This window comes from Cognatishimia maritima (assembly GCF_900129685.1).
GTDB lineage: Bacteria > Pseudomonadota > Alphaproteobacteria > Rhodobacterales > Rhodobacteraceae > Cognatishimia > Cognatishimia maritima.
Genome location: NZ_FQWM01000006.1, coordinates 69619 through 82303, shown reverse-complemented (window position 1 = coordinate 82303; position 12685 = coordinate 69619). Strand labels below are relative to the sequence as shown.

Sequence of the window (12685 nt, the reverse complement as noted above, 5' to 3'; positions counted from 1 at the left end):
CGTTGGCGGCTAAAGTTAGCCCGCAGCACGGTCGTCTGGTTTAAAGTTGATCGCCTCGGACACTGTGAACCGTCCGCCTGCGATCTTCTCGATCTTTTTCTCCCGCAGAAGCTGGCCAAAGCTGCGCAGACCAGCCTCGCGTTCAAAACGATCATCGCCAACCTGATAGGCGAGACGCATCAGCATCGGACGTGAGAACTTATTGCGCCCTTCAACAAACGTCAGGTAGGATGCGGCTGCCTCCAGAACTTCTGGCAATTGTGTCGCGCCCATCTTTTCGGCGAATTCGACGAAATTGCTTGAGGATTCATTTGCCTCTGCCGCAGCGACGTCCTCAATCGATACCCGGCGTGGGCGAATGCCACCGGCACGTTCCCCAGAAGGTTCATCAATGCGCTGTTCCGCCACTAGTTTCAGCGGGGGCGCTTGACGCTCTGTCCGCTTCGGGCGCACGGCATCGGCAAGATCGTCGCGATAGGCGTCAGATTGATCGACCTTTTCAAAGGATTTGCCCGCTTCTTTTTCGGCTTTGGTGGCAGCAACAGCGGCGCGCAGATGCGCGATGGCGCTGCGGCGACGGCTGCCGTCTGGCTCATCCAGTTTGGTGTTGGCTTCTTCGATCAGTCGTTCAACCGCTTCGTCGCCCGGCTCTTGCTCTTCGAGCTTGGCGCGGCGCGCTCGGCGGCGTAGGCGACGGGCCTGACGTTCGGCTTTGGCTGCTTCTTCGTCGTCTGCCTCATCCTCCTCAAGATCATCTGCCTCAGCAGTCGCTTCAACAGCGTCGTCTTCATCCGCGTCCTCTACGTCGTCCTCGGCAGAGTCAGCCATCTCTGGCTCATCCTCGTCCACGACTTCGTCTTGATCGTCAGAAATGTCCACTTCAAGTTCCGCGTCAACTTCTGCGAGTTCCGCCATCAGATCGGCTTCGTCTTCGTCAGACAGGGCAGAGGCGGGGGCATCTTGCGCAACGTCTTCGACTGAAACCACTTCATCTGCGACTGCTTCCTGCAGATCGTCCGCTTCGTCGGCCTCACGCTCTGCACGTTTCATGCGGATCACACGAGCGCGTGGACGTGGGGTGACTTCAACACGTTTGACCTGAACCGGCGCGATATCTTCGTCCGCTTCCAGCGCGTCTTCGAGATCAGAAATGTCGTCTGCGTTCAGTTCCGCAGCGTCGTCAGCATGGCCTTCTTCGGATGTCTCCAGAGTTTCGTCTGGCAGAATATCCTCAGCCAGATCGATTGGGGCAACCTCTTCAGCGTGCTGATCTTCGATATAATCGTCGTCCTCGTCGTCAGAAACATCTGCGCGCGAAACGACGGCACGGATACGACGCAGCTTGGCAGCGATGCTGTCTTCTTCGGCAGGGGCTTCTTCGACGGGTGTCACATCCTCAGCGATTGCATCGGCTGCAACGTCATCTTCTTCGACTTCATCTTCGACATAGGTCTCATCTACCTCTGTTTCAGATGTGGCAAAGAATTCCTCTGCCGCGTCAGCGACGTCCTCGTCTTCAACGATGGGTGCCTCGTCAACCTCTGCGACCGGCTCATCTTGCACGCGTTGCATCACGTTGCGGATATCAGACATTTCGTCTTGGTCCGCATGATCGACGTCGTCAGCTTCTGCGACAGCTGCTTGCTCTTCGCCTGCTGCGTCATCTTCGATTTCGGTCGGTGCCTCTGCATCAACAGGTGCAACAACAGGGGCTTCCTGTTCCTGCGCTTCTGCTTGCTGGGGCGTTGCCTCTGCGACGTCCTCTGCAACTTTTGGGGAGGCACTTAATACGATCGCGCCAGATTCCTGGCGTGCCTGTACGCGACGCTCGATCTCGCGTTCTGCGATCCGGGTCAGCATTTCTGCATCTGGGGTGGGCGGTTCTGCACCAAAATAACGGTCGTCTGCGGCCAGGTCCCGGAAGTATTCTGCGATCGCCTTCATGGCACCAAATGAATCCTCGAACCCCTCAAGGGTGCACGAGAATGTACCATACGAGACCGTCAAAACTTTGTTATTGGTAACCATTGGATTCGGGTCCTTTGCACTACTCAAGAGCCTGTTTACCACGGTGAGGGTGACCAAACGTGACCGATTCTGTGCCCATGAGCGTATCATTTTGGGGCCAGAATGGGGCAAGCTAATCTAGACCGGCAACAGAGCCGATACAAATAGGGGGATGAACCCGTGATTGTTCAGACATCGGAAACAGTTACGCTGGTCGGGGCCGGTTTGGTGACACAAACAGAGATCGCGCGGAGTCGGGCGCTGTCGGGGTTGGTGGTGGCAGCAGATGGCGGAGCGCAGCATTGTCTGGATGCGGACATCATGCCGGATGCCGTGATCGGCGATATGGACAGTCTTGCACTTGGGCAACGCTCTGGCTTGCCTGCAGAGCGTATTCATACGATTGATGAGCAGGACACGACAGATTTTGACAAGGCCCTGCGCAATATCGCGGCACCTTTGATTGTCGGCGTTGGCTTTGCCGGAGCACGGCTTGATCACCAACTGGCGGTCTTTAACGTCTTGGTGCGCCATCCCGACAGGCGCTGCATCATATTAAGCGACACGGATATTGCCTTCCTTTGCCCGCCGGTCCTGCAGTTGTCGCTATCGGCAGGCACCCGAGTGTCACTTTTTCCGATGGGGTTGGTGGAAGGCACGTCAAGCGGTCTGAAATGGCCGATCAATGGCCTGACATTTACGCCCGACGGGCGGATTGGAACTTCGAACGAGGCGACGGGCGAGGTCGAAATCGTGATGACCGGCCCCAAAATGCTGGTCATCCTGCCTAAGGCTGAGTTGGAGAATGTGGCAGGGGCACTTTTGCAGACGCCCGCGCAGTGGCCTGCTCTCTAAAGATGATATACAGGCCGGCTGCAACAGATAGGCCAATGCCCGTCGCTGCCAAAGCATTTGGCAAATCCCCAAAAACAATGAAGCCCACCAGCGTCGTGATCGGGATTTCAACATAGGTCAGCGGGGCCAATGTGGCCGACGGTGCAAAGCGCAGGGACCATGTCATCAACAAATGTGCGACAGTGCCAATGGCGCCAGCAAGGATCAGCATCCAAAGCGTCGCCCCAGACGGGATGATAAAACCCAGTTCAGGGATGCCCAAATGGGAGCCGATCACAATCAAGGGCAACACCAAAACCGTTGCCATATAACCGCTGATCATCTGTATCGCGATGGGGTCCGCTTGCTGGGCTATCTGACGCCCAACCAACATGAAGACGGCGAATGCAACTGCCGTCAAAACAGGCCACAGGGCTGGTGCGCCGACCTCAACGAAACTGGGTTGAATGACCAAAAGTGTGCCGACAAAGCCAACGCAGCAGGCGAGGAGGCGGCGCAGGCCAACTTCTTCTCCCAGAACGTATTTTCCAAGAAGCAGCGAAAAAAAGGGCATTACAAATGCAATGGCAATCGCGTCAGCCAGCGGCAAATAGCGGAAGGCAATAAAGATCGAGCCGACGCCGACGATATGGCACAGGGTTCTCAGTAAAATCAGACCATGCTGCCGCAAAGTGATGTTCTTCGACGCTCCGGTGGCAAGGACAATCGGTGTCAGAAACAACGCCTGCAGCGCAAAGCGCCATAAAACAAAAAAGGCGACGGGCACCAAATCCCCCAACAGCTTGACCACCGCATCGCCAATGGGGGCAAGCGCGCTAAAGCCAAGCATCAAGGCGATGCCAAGAAGGGTGCGATCCTGTTGCATTGGGTGACGCTAGGCGGGCTTGCCCTGATTAGCAATCGACAAAAAAAGGGCCGGTCAATGCCGGCCCTCAGGTTGTGACACGTGCGACTGGAAACGAAACACGCGCCGGGGATAGATCGCGCTAGCGGTTCATGCGGTTTTCGATCAGGTCATCCACCACCGCAGGCTCGGCAAGCGTCGAGGTGTCGCCGAGTGATCCATAGTCATTCTCGGCAATCTTGCGCAGGATGCGGCGCATGATCTTGCCCGACCGGGTTTTTGGCAGGCCGGGGGCCCATTGGATCAGGTCAGGGGACGCAATCGGGCCGATTTCGGACCGCACCCAGGTGCGCAGCTCTTTACGGAGTTCTTCGGAAGGCGTTTCACCTGACATCAATGTAACGTAGCAATAGATGCCTTGACCTTTGATATCATGCGGGTAGCCAACCACGGCGGCTTCGGCGACCTTCGGATGGGCCACCAATGCACTTTCGACTTCGGCGGTGCCCATGCGGTGGCCTGACACGTTTATCACGTCATCAACGCGGCCTGTGATCCAGTAATCGCCATCTTCATCGCGGCGACAGCCGTCGCCGGTGAAATAGTAGCCTTTGTAGTCGGCAAAATAGGTTTGCATAAAGCGGTCATGGTCGCCCCAAACGGTGCGCATTTGTCCGGGCCAACTGTCTTTGATGCAAAGCACGCCCTCGACGCCATTACCTTTGATTTCTTCACCGGTTGTCGGTTCCAAAACCACGGGTTCGATCCCGAAAAACGGTTTCATCGCGGAACCCGGTTTGGTGGCATGTGCGCCGGGCAGGGGGGTCATTAGATGGCCGCCGGTTTCGGTCTGCCACCAAGTGTCCACGATTGGGCAACGCCCGCCACCCACGACCTCATTGTACCAATTCCACGCCTCGGGGTTGATGGGTTCACCCACGGTGCCAAGGACGCGCAGAGATGACAGATCGCATTTCTCGACAAACTCGTTGCCTTGCCCCATCAACGCACGGATGGCGGTCGGGGCTGTGTAGAACTGGTTGACCTTATGCTTCTCGCAAACCTGCCAGAACCGGGAAGCGTCGGGGTAAGTCGGCGTACCTTCAAACATCAGCGTGGTCGCGCCATTGGCTAGCGGGCCGTAAACGATATAGCTGTGGCCGGTGACCCACCCCACGTCCGCCGTACACCAATAAATGTCGCCTTCACGGTAATCAAAAGTCGTTTCGTGCGTCAGGCTGGCATAGACCAGATATCCGCCGGTGGTGTGCACAACCCCTTTGGGCATGCCGGTGGAGCCTGAGGTATAGAGAATAAACAGCGGATCTTCGGCCCCCATTTCCTCGGGCGCGCACTCTGGCGACGCCTTTGCCGCCATGGCGTTGTAGTCCACATCCCGCGCGTCGTTCCAAGCCACATCACCGCCTGTCCGGCGCACAACAAGGCATTTCACACTCGCGTCACAGCTTTGCAGCGCAATATCTGCATTGGCTTTCAGCGGCGTGTTGCGCCCACCACGCGGCGCTTCGTCTGCGGTAATAACAACCTTGGCTTCCGAGCCGTTTACCCGCGCCGAAAGCGCATCGGGTGAGAACCCAGCGAAAACAATCGAATGAATCGCCCCGATCCGGGTGCAGGCCAACATGGCATAGGCGGCTTCCGGGATCATCGGCATGTAAAGCACCACGCGGTCGCCTTTGCCGACGCCAAGGTCCTTTAGAACATTCGCCATACGGTTTGTGCGGCGGTAAAGCTCATCATAGGTGATGTGCAACGTCTCTTCGCCGGGGTTATCCGGTTCCCAGATAATGGCGGTCTGGTGGCGGCGTTTGTCGAGGTGGCGATCAATGCAGTTCGCCGACACGTTCAGCGTGCCGTCGGCATACCAATTGATATCGACCTTGCCGTAGTCGTAGCTGACATCTTTGACCTGCGTGAACGGTTTGATCCAATCGACCCGCTTGCCCTGTTCGCGCCAGAACCCTTCCGGGTCGGCAATCGAGGCGGCATACATTTCATTGTATTTTGCTTCGTTGACATGGGCTTGGGCCGCCAATTCGGCGCTTGGTGGAAATGTTTTCGGGGTCATGGTTCGTCCTAAATTCTAATCTGCTGATCCGGCAGCGCCTGATGGGCAACCGGATCGCTCCTCCGCGTCAGATGGCCAGATACTCGGCGCGCAGTGCATCGTTTTCAAGCACTTCCTGCGCCGTACCATCAAAAACGATGCCGCCGGTGTCCAAGATCACAGCGCGGTCAGCCAGTTCCAAGGCACGTACGGCGTTCTGTTCAACGATGATTGTGGTGATGCCTTGCTCTTTGATGATGCGCAAAGTTTTCTCAATTTCATCAACGATCACCGGTGCTAGACCTTCATAAGGTTCATCCAGCAGCAAGACCTTGATGTCGCGCGCCAAAGCTCGGGCAATGGCCAGCATCTGCTGCTCACCGCCCGAGAGGGTGACCCCTTCCTGTTTCCGGCGCTCCCCGAGCCGTGGGAAGAGGTCATATAGGCGTTCTATCGACCAACCAATGGGTGGTGCGATCTGGGCCAGTTGCAGGTTTTCCTCGACGGTCAATCCCGGAATGATCGAGCGATCTTCGGGTACAAGGCCGATGCCAGCCGCAGAAGCCTGATAGCTTTGCATGTCATGCAGCGGCTGGTGGTCGAGCCAGATTTCACCATGGGTGGCCTGCGGGCTGTCCATGCGTGCGATGGACCGTAGAGTCGACGTCTTGCCTGCGCCATTGCGACCGAGCAGAGCGAGGATTTCACCTTCGTGCACATTGAAGCTGATATTCTGAACGATGTAGCTTTCGCCGTAGTAGCTCTCCATATTCCAGACAGAGAGATAGGCCGGAGCAGTCTGGGCATGGCTTTTGCCTTTGGAAAAATCTGCGGGTGCATTCATTTTGATGTCCTCCCTTAAGCCGCTTCGCCCAGGTACGCTTCGCGCACTTTGGGGTGGCCTTTGATGTTATCAGGCGTGTCTTCAACAAGCGGGGTGCCCTGCGCGAGAACGGTGATGCGTTCAGCCAGTGAGAAAACCACGTGCATATCGTGTTCGATGATCGCGATGGTGATGTCGCGTTCATCTTTGATCTGTTTCAAAAGATCGATGGTGTTGTTGGTATCGGCCCGCGCCATGCCTGCCGTGGGTTCATCCAGCAGCAATAGCCGCGGTTCCTGCGCCAGACACATACCGATCTCAAGCCGGCGTTTGTCGCCGCGCGACATGGCAGCCGCGTGCATATAGCGTTTGTCGGCCATATTCATGTCGACCAACATCTTTTCGGCGGCCTCCACGATGTCCTTTTCATCCATCATATTTTCGATGGCATGCAGGCGAAACGCCCCGTCACGTTTGGCAAAGATCGGGATCATCATGTTCTCAAGCACATTCAGATCGCCGAAGATCTCTGGCGTTTGAAAGACCCGCGATATGCCCATCTGATTGATTTGATAGGGTGTTCGGCCAAGGACCGATTGCCCATCAAACATTACAGACCCTGTGTCGGGGATCAGTTTGCCGACCAGGCAGTTCAGTAGCGTCGACTTGCCTGCGCCGTTTGGGCCGATGATGGCGTGTACGGTGTTTTCGGCAACATCCAAGTTCACATTGCCCAGTGCTTGCAAACCACCAAACCGTTTCCCAACGTCTTTGACTTCTAGAATACCCATCCGTCTGTCTCCTTATTCCGCAGGGGTGGTTTTGGGGGCGCGCTCTTCGGATTTACGTCCGAACATCTTGCGCAATCGCTGACCACCTTCGACGAGCCCACCGGGCAAGAAGATCACGATGGCCATGAACATCAGACCCAGCGTCAGGTGCCAGCCTTTACCGATGAATGGGTGGATGATGGTGACCATCAGATCCTCCAGCCCATCCGGCAGGAACGCGAACCACTGGTGCAGCAGGTTGTCGTTGATCTTAGAGAATATGTTCTCGAAGTATTTGATCAGACCCGCGCCCAGAACCGGGCCGATCAATGTGCCGACACCACCAAGGATGGTCATCAAAACCACCTCGCCAGAGGCGGTCCATTGCATGCGCTCTGCACCGACCTGAGGGTCCATCGCCGCCATCAAGCCACCGGCCAGACCGGCGTACATGCCAGAGATCACAAAGCAAGCCAGCATATAGGGGCGGGTGTTCAGACCCGTGTAGTTCAGGCGCTGCTGGTTCGATTTCACCGCTTTCAGCATCAAGCCAAAGGGGCTGCGGAAGATGCGGATGGCGATGTAGAAGGCAATCAGCATAACGATGCCGCAGATGTAATAACCCCAGTTAAAGGTCCAAAGCCAACCTGCGACAGGCACCTCAAAGCTGGATGTCATTTCGATGCCAAAGAGCGATGGTTTGGGGATATTCCCATCCACCGATGACCCGCCGCCCAAGAACCCCGGCAGGATGCGTGGGTCGTTGAGGTTGGTTTGCAGACCTGTCTCACCACCTGTGATCGGTGTCAGAACAGAGGCCGCCAGCGCAAAGGCCATCTGTGCAAAGGCCAGCGTCAGGATTGAGAAGTAGATGCCGGAACGGCGTAGCGAAATCCATCCGATGGCGAGGGAAATCAGCCCCGCGATGATCACCGAAAACACAATCGCCGGGATCACATTGATCGACAGCAGCTTCATCATCCACATGCCAGCATAAGACCCAGCCCCAAGGAACGCCGCGTGTCCGAAGGACAAGTAGCCGGTGAGGCCAAACAAGATGTTAAAGCCGATGGCAAAGATGCCAAAGATCACGAAACGCTGCATCAGATCCGGGTAGCCCGCATTGAACTGCGCCATGCCAGAGCCTTCGGGGAAGGGGTTCAGGATAATCGGAGCCAGCGCCACCAGAGCCGCGACAATCAGCAGAAGGGAGGTGTCTTTTTTGTTGAGACCAAACATGGATTAATCCTCCATCACACCGCGGCGACCCAACAGGCCCCGTGGTCGCGTTAGCAGAATGACGATTGCCGCCAGATAGATAACAACCTGGTTTACACCGGGCAGCAGCTCGATGACTTGCCGCATGGAGGCAAAGCTCTCGAGCACGCCCAGAACAAAGCCCGCAAGGACAGCGCCGGGCAACGAGCCCATGCCGCCCACAACCACCACGACGAAGGAGATCACGAGGAAGTCCATGCCCATGTGGTAGTTGGGTGAGTTGATCGGCGTGTACATCACCCCTGCAAGGCCTGCGACGGCGGCAGCGATGCCAAACATGATGGTAAAACGCCGGTCGATATTGATGCCCAGCAGGCCAACGGTTTCCCGGTCCGCCATGCCTGCGCGCACGACCATGCCGAAGGTTGTGAATTGTAGAAAGGCAAAGACGGCACCGATCAGGACCATGGCAAAGCAGAAGTAAACGATCCGCCAGTAAGGGTAGATGATCGCTCCGGGTTCCATGCCGAAGATGGCACCAAAGTCCAAAGAGCCAACGAATGCCTGCGGCGCAGGGGCTGGAATTTGGTTCGCGCCGAAATAATACTTGATGATTTCCTGCAGAACGATGGCGAGGCCAAAGGTCACAAGGATCTGATCCGCGTGGGGACGTTTGTAAAAGTGTTTGATCAACCCGCGTTCCATCAGAACGCCGATGCCAATCATCACTGGGATCGCAAAGAGGATCGACAAAGGCACCGCCCAGTCAATAATTGCAGCCCCGGTTGTCTCGCCGAAGATGTCATAGATATAGGGCACATCCACCTTCAGCGGATTGCCTAGAAAATCCTTGCGCGTCGGGTCAACGACCTCGTGGCTGAGGGTTAAAATCCGGCTGAGGGTCACGGTGCAAAAGGCACCCAGCATGAACAGCGCACCATGCGCAAAGTTCACGACACCCAATGTGCCGAAGATCAAAGTGAGCCCAAGCGCGATCAGCGCATAGGCAGAGCCCTTATCAAGCCCGTTGAGAATCTGAAGAATAATTGCGTCCATGGTCCCCACCGTGGTTTGGGTTGGCGGGCATCCCCATCCCCATGAAAATCAGGGATGTAGGATGGGAATGCCCTCTCGGTCGCTTAACCGTGTGTGTGACAGCGCCGGGCTTGTCGGAGAACCGGCACCGAGGGTGGTTATGCGCCCGGGTTGCAGGACCCGAGTTCGCCGCCAAAGATCGACGCGTCATAGGTGACCTGCGCCGCTGGGGTGACGTCAACGATTTCGAGAAGGTCAAAGTCGTTGTCGGGGTTTTCTTTGCCGCGCACGACCAGAACGTCTTTGAAGCACTGGTGGTCTTCGGCACGGTAGAGGGTTGGGCCATTGCCCAGACCGTCGAACTCGAAGCCTTCGAGTGCTTCGGCAACCGCACATGGGTTGAACGATCCTGCGCGCTGCACGGCATCTGCATACAGCAGGGTCTGGCAGTAAACGGTGTGCGCAGCCTGCGATGGCGGGAAGCCGTATTTCTGACCGAAGGACTGCACGAATGCATTGGTGCCCGCGTATTTCGCGCCTGCGACGTTTTCCAGCGACCAGTGCCAGTTCGTGGAGCCAAAGATACCGGCCACGTTTTTACCTGCACCACGTGCCATCAGGCGGGAATAGAGCGGAACAACAATTTCAAAGTTTTTGCCGTTTGCCTCTGCTGCACGCAGACCGAATTGTACGGCTGACGTCAGTGAGTTCACCATATTTGCGCCGTAGTGGTTCAGGACCAGAACGTCCGCGCCGGAGTTCAGAACCGGAGCCACATAAGACGAGAAGTCAGTTTGGGCCAGCGGTGTCTTGACCGCCGCAACCGTTTCCCAACCCATAGCTTCGGTGGAGGTGCGTACCGCCTCTTCAGTGGTGTAGCCCCAGTTATAGTCAGCAGTCAGGTGATAGGCTTTGCGATCGTTGCCATAGTTCTTGGCCAAGATCGGTGCCAGCGCCGCGCCGGACATATAGGAGTTAAAGAAGTGACGGAAGCCGTTGGCCTTCTTGTCTTTACCCGTGGTGTCGTTGGAGTGGGTCAGCCCCGCCATAAAGATGATGCCCGCCTCTTGGCAAAGCGCCTGAACGGCCACTGCCACACCAGAGGATGAACCGCCGGTGATCATCACCGCGCCATCTTTTTCGATCATGGACCGAGCCGCCGCGCGTGCCGCGTCTGGCTTGGTTTGTGTATCGCCGGTTACATATTCGACTTTCTTGCCCAGAATGCCCGAGCCATTCAGCACTTTGGAGCTGAATGTATTCAGCATGCCGCCATCGCCACCACCATTGAGGTGCTCAACCGCCAATTCATAGGCGCGCAGCTCGTCAGCACCCTCATCAGCGTAGGCACCGGTTTGGGGTACGTTAAAGCCAAGCGTCACGCTGGAGCCGGTTGGCTCATTCGTGAATGCAGCAGCAGAACTGGCGGTGAAAATCGTTGGAACGGCGAGACCCGCGCCGGCGACAGCACCGGATTTTAGGACGCCGCGACGTGAAACAGTCTTGATAGACATGGTTTTCCTCCCTTTGGAATGGTGCACTGGTCTACTCCCCGTTGGACCAGTGCGTGCATTTTCATGCTGTGTTATTCTCAGGCGAAAGCAGAAAACTTATCAATAAGGCGCTGAACTAGAAAGAAAATTTTGTAAAAAATCTTTCGGATGACAGTTTTGGTTTGTAAAGTTATTATTTTGCTGTGCAGAAAGCTTTTGAAACAATAGGGAAATATCATGGCGCAGGATGGGATGGTTGGCAGCAGAATCCGAGAGCGCCGGGTTGCCGCCGGACAAAGACAGGCGCAACTGGCCAAGGCGGTCGGCATTTCGGCGAGCTACCTCAACCTGATTGAACACAATAAGCGTCGGATTGGCGGCAAATTGCTGCTCGACATCGCAACAGAATTGGGCGTGGACTATGCGCAGCTGAACGAAGGCGCAGAGGCAAATCTGGTCGCCAGCCTACGCTATGCGGCGGCAGAGTACCCAGATGTCGCAGCCGAAATGGACCGGATTGAGGAATTTGCAGGCCGCTTTCCCGGATGGGCACGTCTGATTGCCGAGGGGCAGGAAGCCGTGCAGCGTCTGCAGCGCACGGCGGAAACGCTGTCAGACCGTATGTCGCATGACCCATACCTCGCGGCATCAATGCATGAAGTCCTTTCCATGGTCACGGCCATCCATTCCACGGCGACGATTTTGCATGAGGATCAGGACATCGCACCGGATTGGCGACGCCGCTTTGTGCGCAATATCAATGAAGACAGCCAGCGCTTGTCAGACAGCGCGCAGGCGCTCGTACGGTTCCTAGATGGTGGTGCAGATGCCGCAGACCAATCTGGTTCTCCGCAACATGAGGTGGATCAGTTCCTACAGCATCACAACTACCATTTCCCACAGCTTGAGAGCCTAGAGCAAACACCAGACACGCTGGTGGCCGCAGCGCCCGAGCTGAAAAGCGCCTCGGCACGGGCACAGACGCGCGGCTTGCTGCGCCAATACGAACGCGACGCGCAGGCGCTGGACCTGAATGTGCTGCAAGACGCCTTGGGGCAGGAGGGGCTTGATCCGGCGACCATCGCGAACCGGCTGAATGTGCCCATTGGGTTGGTGCTGCGCCGCCTTGCGGTTTTGCCTGAAGACCAGCAACCAAAACCGCTTGGCTTTGTGGTCTGCGATGCCGCAGGGACGCTGCTTTTCCGACGTGAGGTCAAAGGGTTTGTTGCGCCGAAATTCAGCGCCGCCTGCGCCAAATGGCCGGTGTTTGAGGCGCTCACCCGGCCAGCACAGCCCATCCGCAGAACAATCGAGGTGCCGGGCAGGGATCAGGAGCAATTCGATTGCTTCGCAGTGTCCGAGGCGATTTCGACCCCAAGTTTTGATCAACCAACGCTTTACCACTCTTATATGCTGGTCGTACCGCGCGACGCTCGGGTGACCTCTCCGCTTCTGGTCGGGGCGTCCTGTCGCGTTTGCCCACGCCAGAAATGCGAAGGGCGGCACACGCCTTCGGTCTTGATCGAGGGGATTTAGCTTGGCATTTTCATATGCCTAGTTAAGAATATAAAT

Annotated in this window: 10 protein-coding genes; 2 read left to right on the top strand and 8 right to left on the bottom strand. The window is 56.7% G+C overall.

Going from position 1 to position 12685, the window contains the following annotated elements; genetic code table 11:
- Positions 1-15: 15 nt before the first annotated feature.
- Entirely contained in the window at positions 16-2028 is a 2013-nt protein-coding gene (locus BUA39_RS12720; protein WP_072793593.1) for a hypothetical protein, read from the bottom strand.
- 159 nt (positions 2029-2187) lie between these two features.
- On the opposite strand from BUA39_RS12720, the gene BUA39_RS12715 reads away from it, so the two are divergent.
- The gene (locus tag BUA39_RS12715; RefSeq protein WP_072793592.1) at positions 2188-2862 is read left to right on the top strand and encodes a thiamine diphosphokinase; all 675 of its coding nucleotides are present in this window, start codon (positions 2188-2190) and stop codon (positions 2860-2862) included.
- Here the strand turns inward: BUA39_RS12715 and BUA39_RS12710 are convergent.
- The 7 genes from BUA39_RS12710 to BUA39_RS12680 form a co-directional block, all read right to left on the bottom strand.
- Complete coding sequence (locus tag BUA39_RS12710; RefSeq protein WP_072793591.1) at positions 2795-3727, bottom strand: DMT family transporter; 933 nt, start codon at positions 3725-3727, stop codon at positions 2795-2797. The genes BUA39_RS12715 and BUA39_RS12710 overlap by 68 nt on opposite strands.
- A 121-nt stretch (positions 3728-3848) precedes the next feature.
- Positions 3849-5795: an acetate--CoA ligase gene (gene acs, locus BUA39_RS12705; RefSeq protein ID WP_072793590.1), complete on the bottom strand. Its 1947-nt coding sequence runs from the start codon at positions 5793-5795 to the stop codon at positions 3849-3851.
- A gap of 67 nt (positions 5796-5862) precedes the next feature.
- Entirely contained in the window at positions 5863-6618 is a 756-nt protein-coding gene (locus BUA39_RS12700; protein ID WP_072793589.1) for an ABC transporter ATP-binding protein, read from the bottom strand.
- Between the two features lie 14 nt (positions 6619-6632).
- Positions 6633-7388, bottom strand: coding sequence for an ABC transporter ATP-binding protein (locus tag BUA39_RS12695; protein WP_072793588.1), 756 nt, complete (start codon positions 7386-7388; stop codon positions 6633-6635).
- Positions 7389-7400: 12 nt separating this feature from the next.
- Positions 7401-8606 carry a branched-chain amino acid ABC transporter permease gene (locus BUA39_RS12690; RefSeq protein ID WP_072793587.1) on the bottom strand — a complete coding sequence of 402 codons (1206 nt, stop codon included), beginning with the start codon at positions 8604-8606 and terminating at the stop codon, positions 7401-7403.
- A gap of 3 nt (positions 8607-8609) precedes the next feature.
- Positions 8610-9641 (bottom strand): branched-chain amino acid ABC transporter permease, encoded by a 1032-nt coding sequence (locus BUA39_RS12685; protein ID WP_072793586.1) that lies wholly within the window; start codon positions 9639-9641, stop codon positions 8610-8612.
- Positions 9642-9778: 137 nt separating this feature from the next.
- Positions 9779-11134: a substrate-binding protein gene (locus BUA39_RS12680; RefSeq protein WP_072793585.1), complete on the bottom strand. Its 1356-nt coding sequence runs from the start codon at positions 11132-11134 to the stop codon at positions 9779-9781.
- A gap of 216 nt (positions 11135-11350) precedes the next feature.
- Between BUA39_RS12680 and BUA39_RS12675 the strand changes: the two genes are divergently transcribed.
- On the top strand, positions 11351-12649 hold the full coding sequence (locus tag BUA39_RS12675) for a helix-turn-helix domain-containing protein (protein WP_072793584.1): 1299 nt from the start codon (positions 11351-11353) through the stop codon (positions 12647-12649).
- The last annotated feature ends 36 nt before the right edge of the window (positions 12650-12685 follow it).

Coding starts and splice junctions, on each gene's coding strand:
- BUA39_RS12720 (WP_072793593.1), bottom strand. CDS start 2,028: ATGGTTACCAATAACAAAGTTTTGACGGTCTCGTATGGTACATTCTCG.
- BUA39_RS12710 (WP_072793591.1), bottom strand. CDS start 3,727: ATGCAACAGGATCGCACCCTTCTTGGCATCGCCTTGATGCTTGGCTTT.
- acs (WP_072793590.1), bottom strand. CDS start 5,795: ATGACCCCGAAAACATTTCCACCAAGCGCCGAATTGGCGGCCCAAGCC.
- BUA39_RS12700 (WP_072793589.1), bottom strand. CDS start 6,618: ATGAATGCACCCGCAGATTTTTCCAAAGGCAAAAGCCATGCCCAGACT.
- BUA39_RS12695 (WP_072793588.1), bottom strand. CDS start 7,388: ATGGGTATTCTAGAAGTCAAAGACGTTGGGAAACGGTTTGGTGGTTTG.
- BUA39_RS12690 (WP_072793587.1), bottom strand. CDS start 8,606: ATGTTTGGTCTCAACAAAAAAGACACCTCCCTTCTGCTGATTGTCGCG.
- BUA39_RS12685 (WP_072793586.1), bottom strand. CDS start 9,641: ATGGACGCAATTATTCTTCAGATTCTCAACGGGCTTGATAAGGGCTCT.
- BUA39_RS12680 (WP_072793585.1), bottom strand. CDS start 11,134: ATGTCTATCAAGACTGTTTCACGTCGCGGCGTCCTAAAATCCGGTGCT.
- BUA39_RS12675 (WP_072793584.1), top strand. CDS start 11,351: ATGGCGCAGGATGGGATGGTTGGCAGCAGAATCCGAGAGCGCCGGGTT.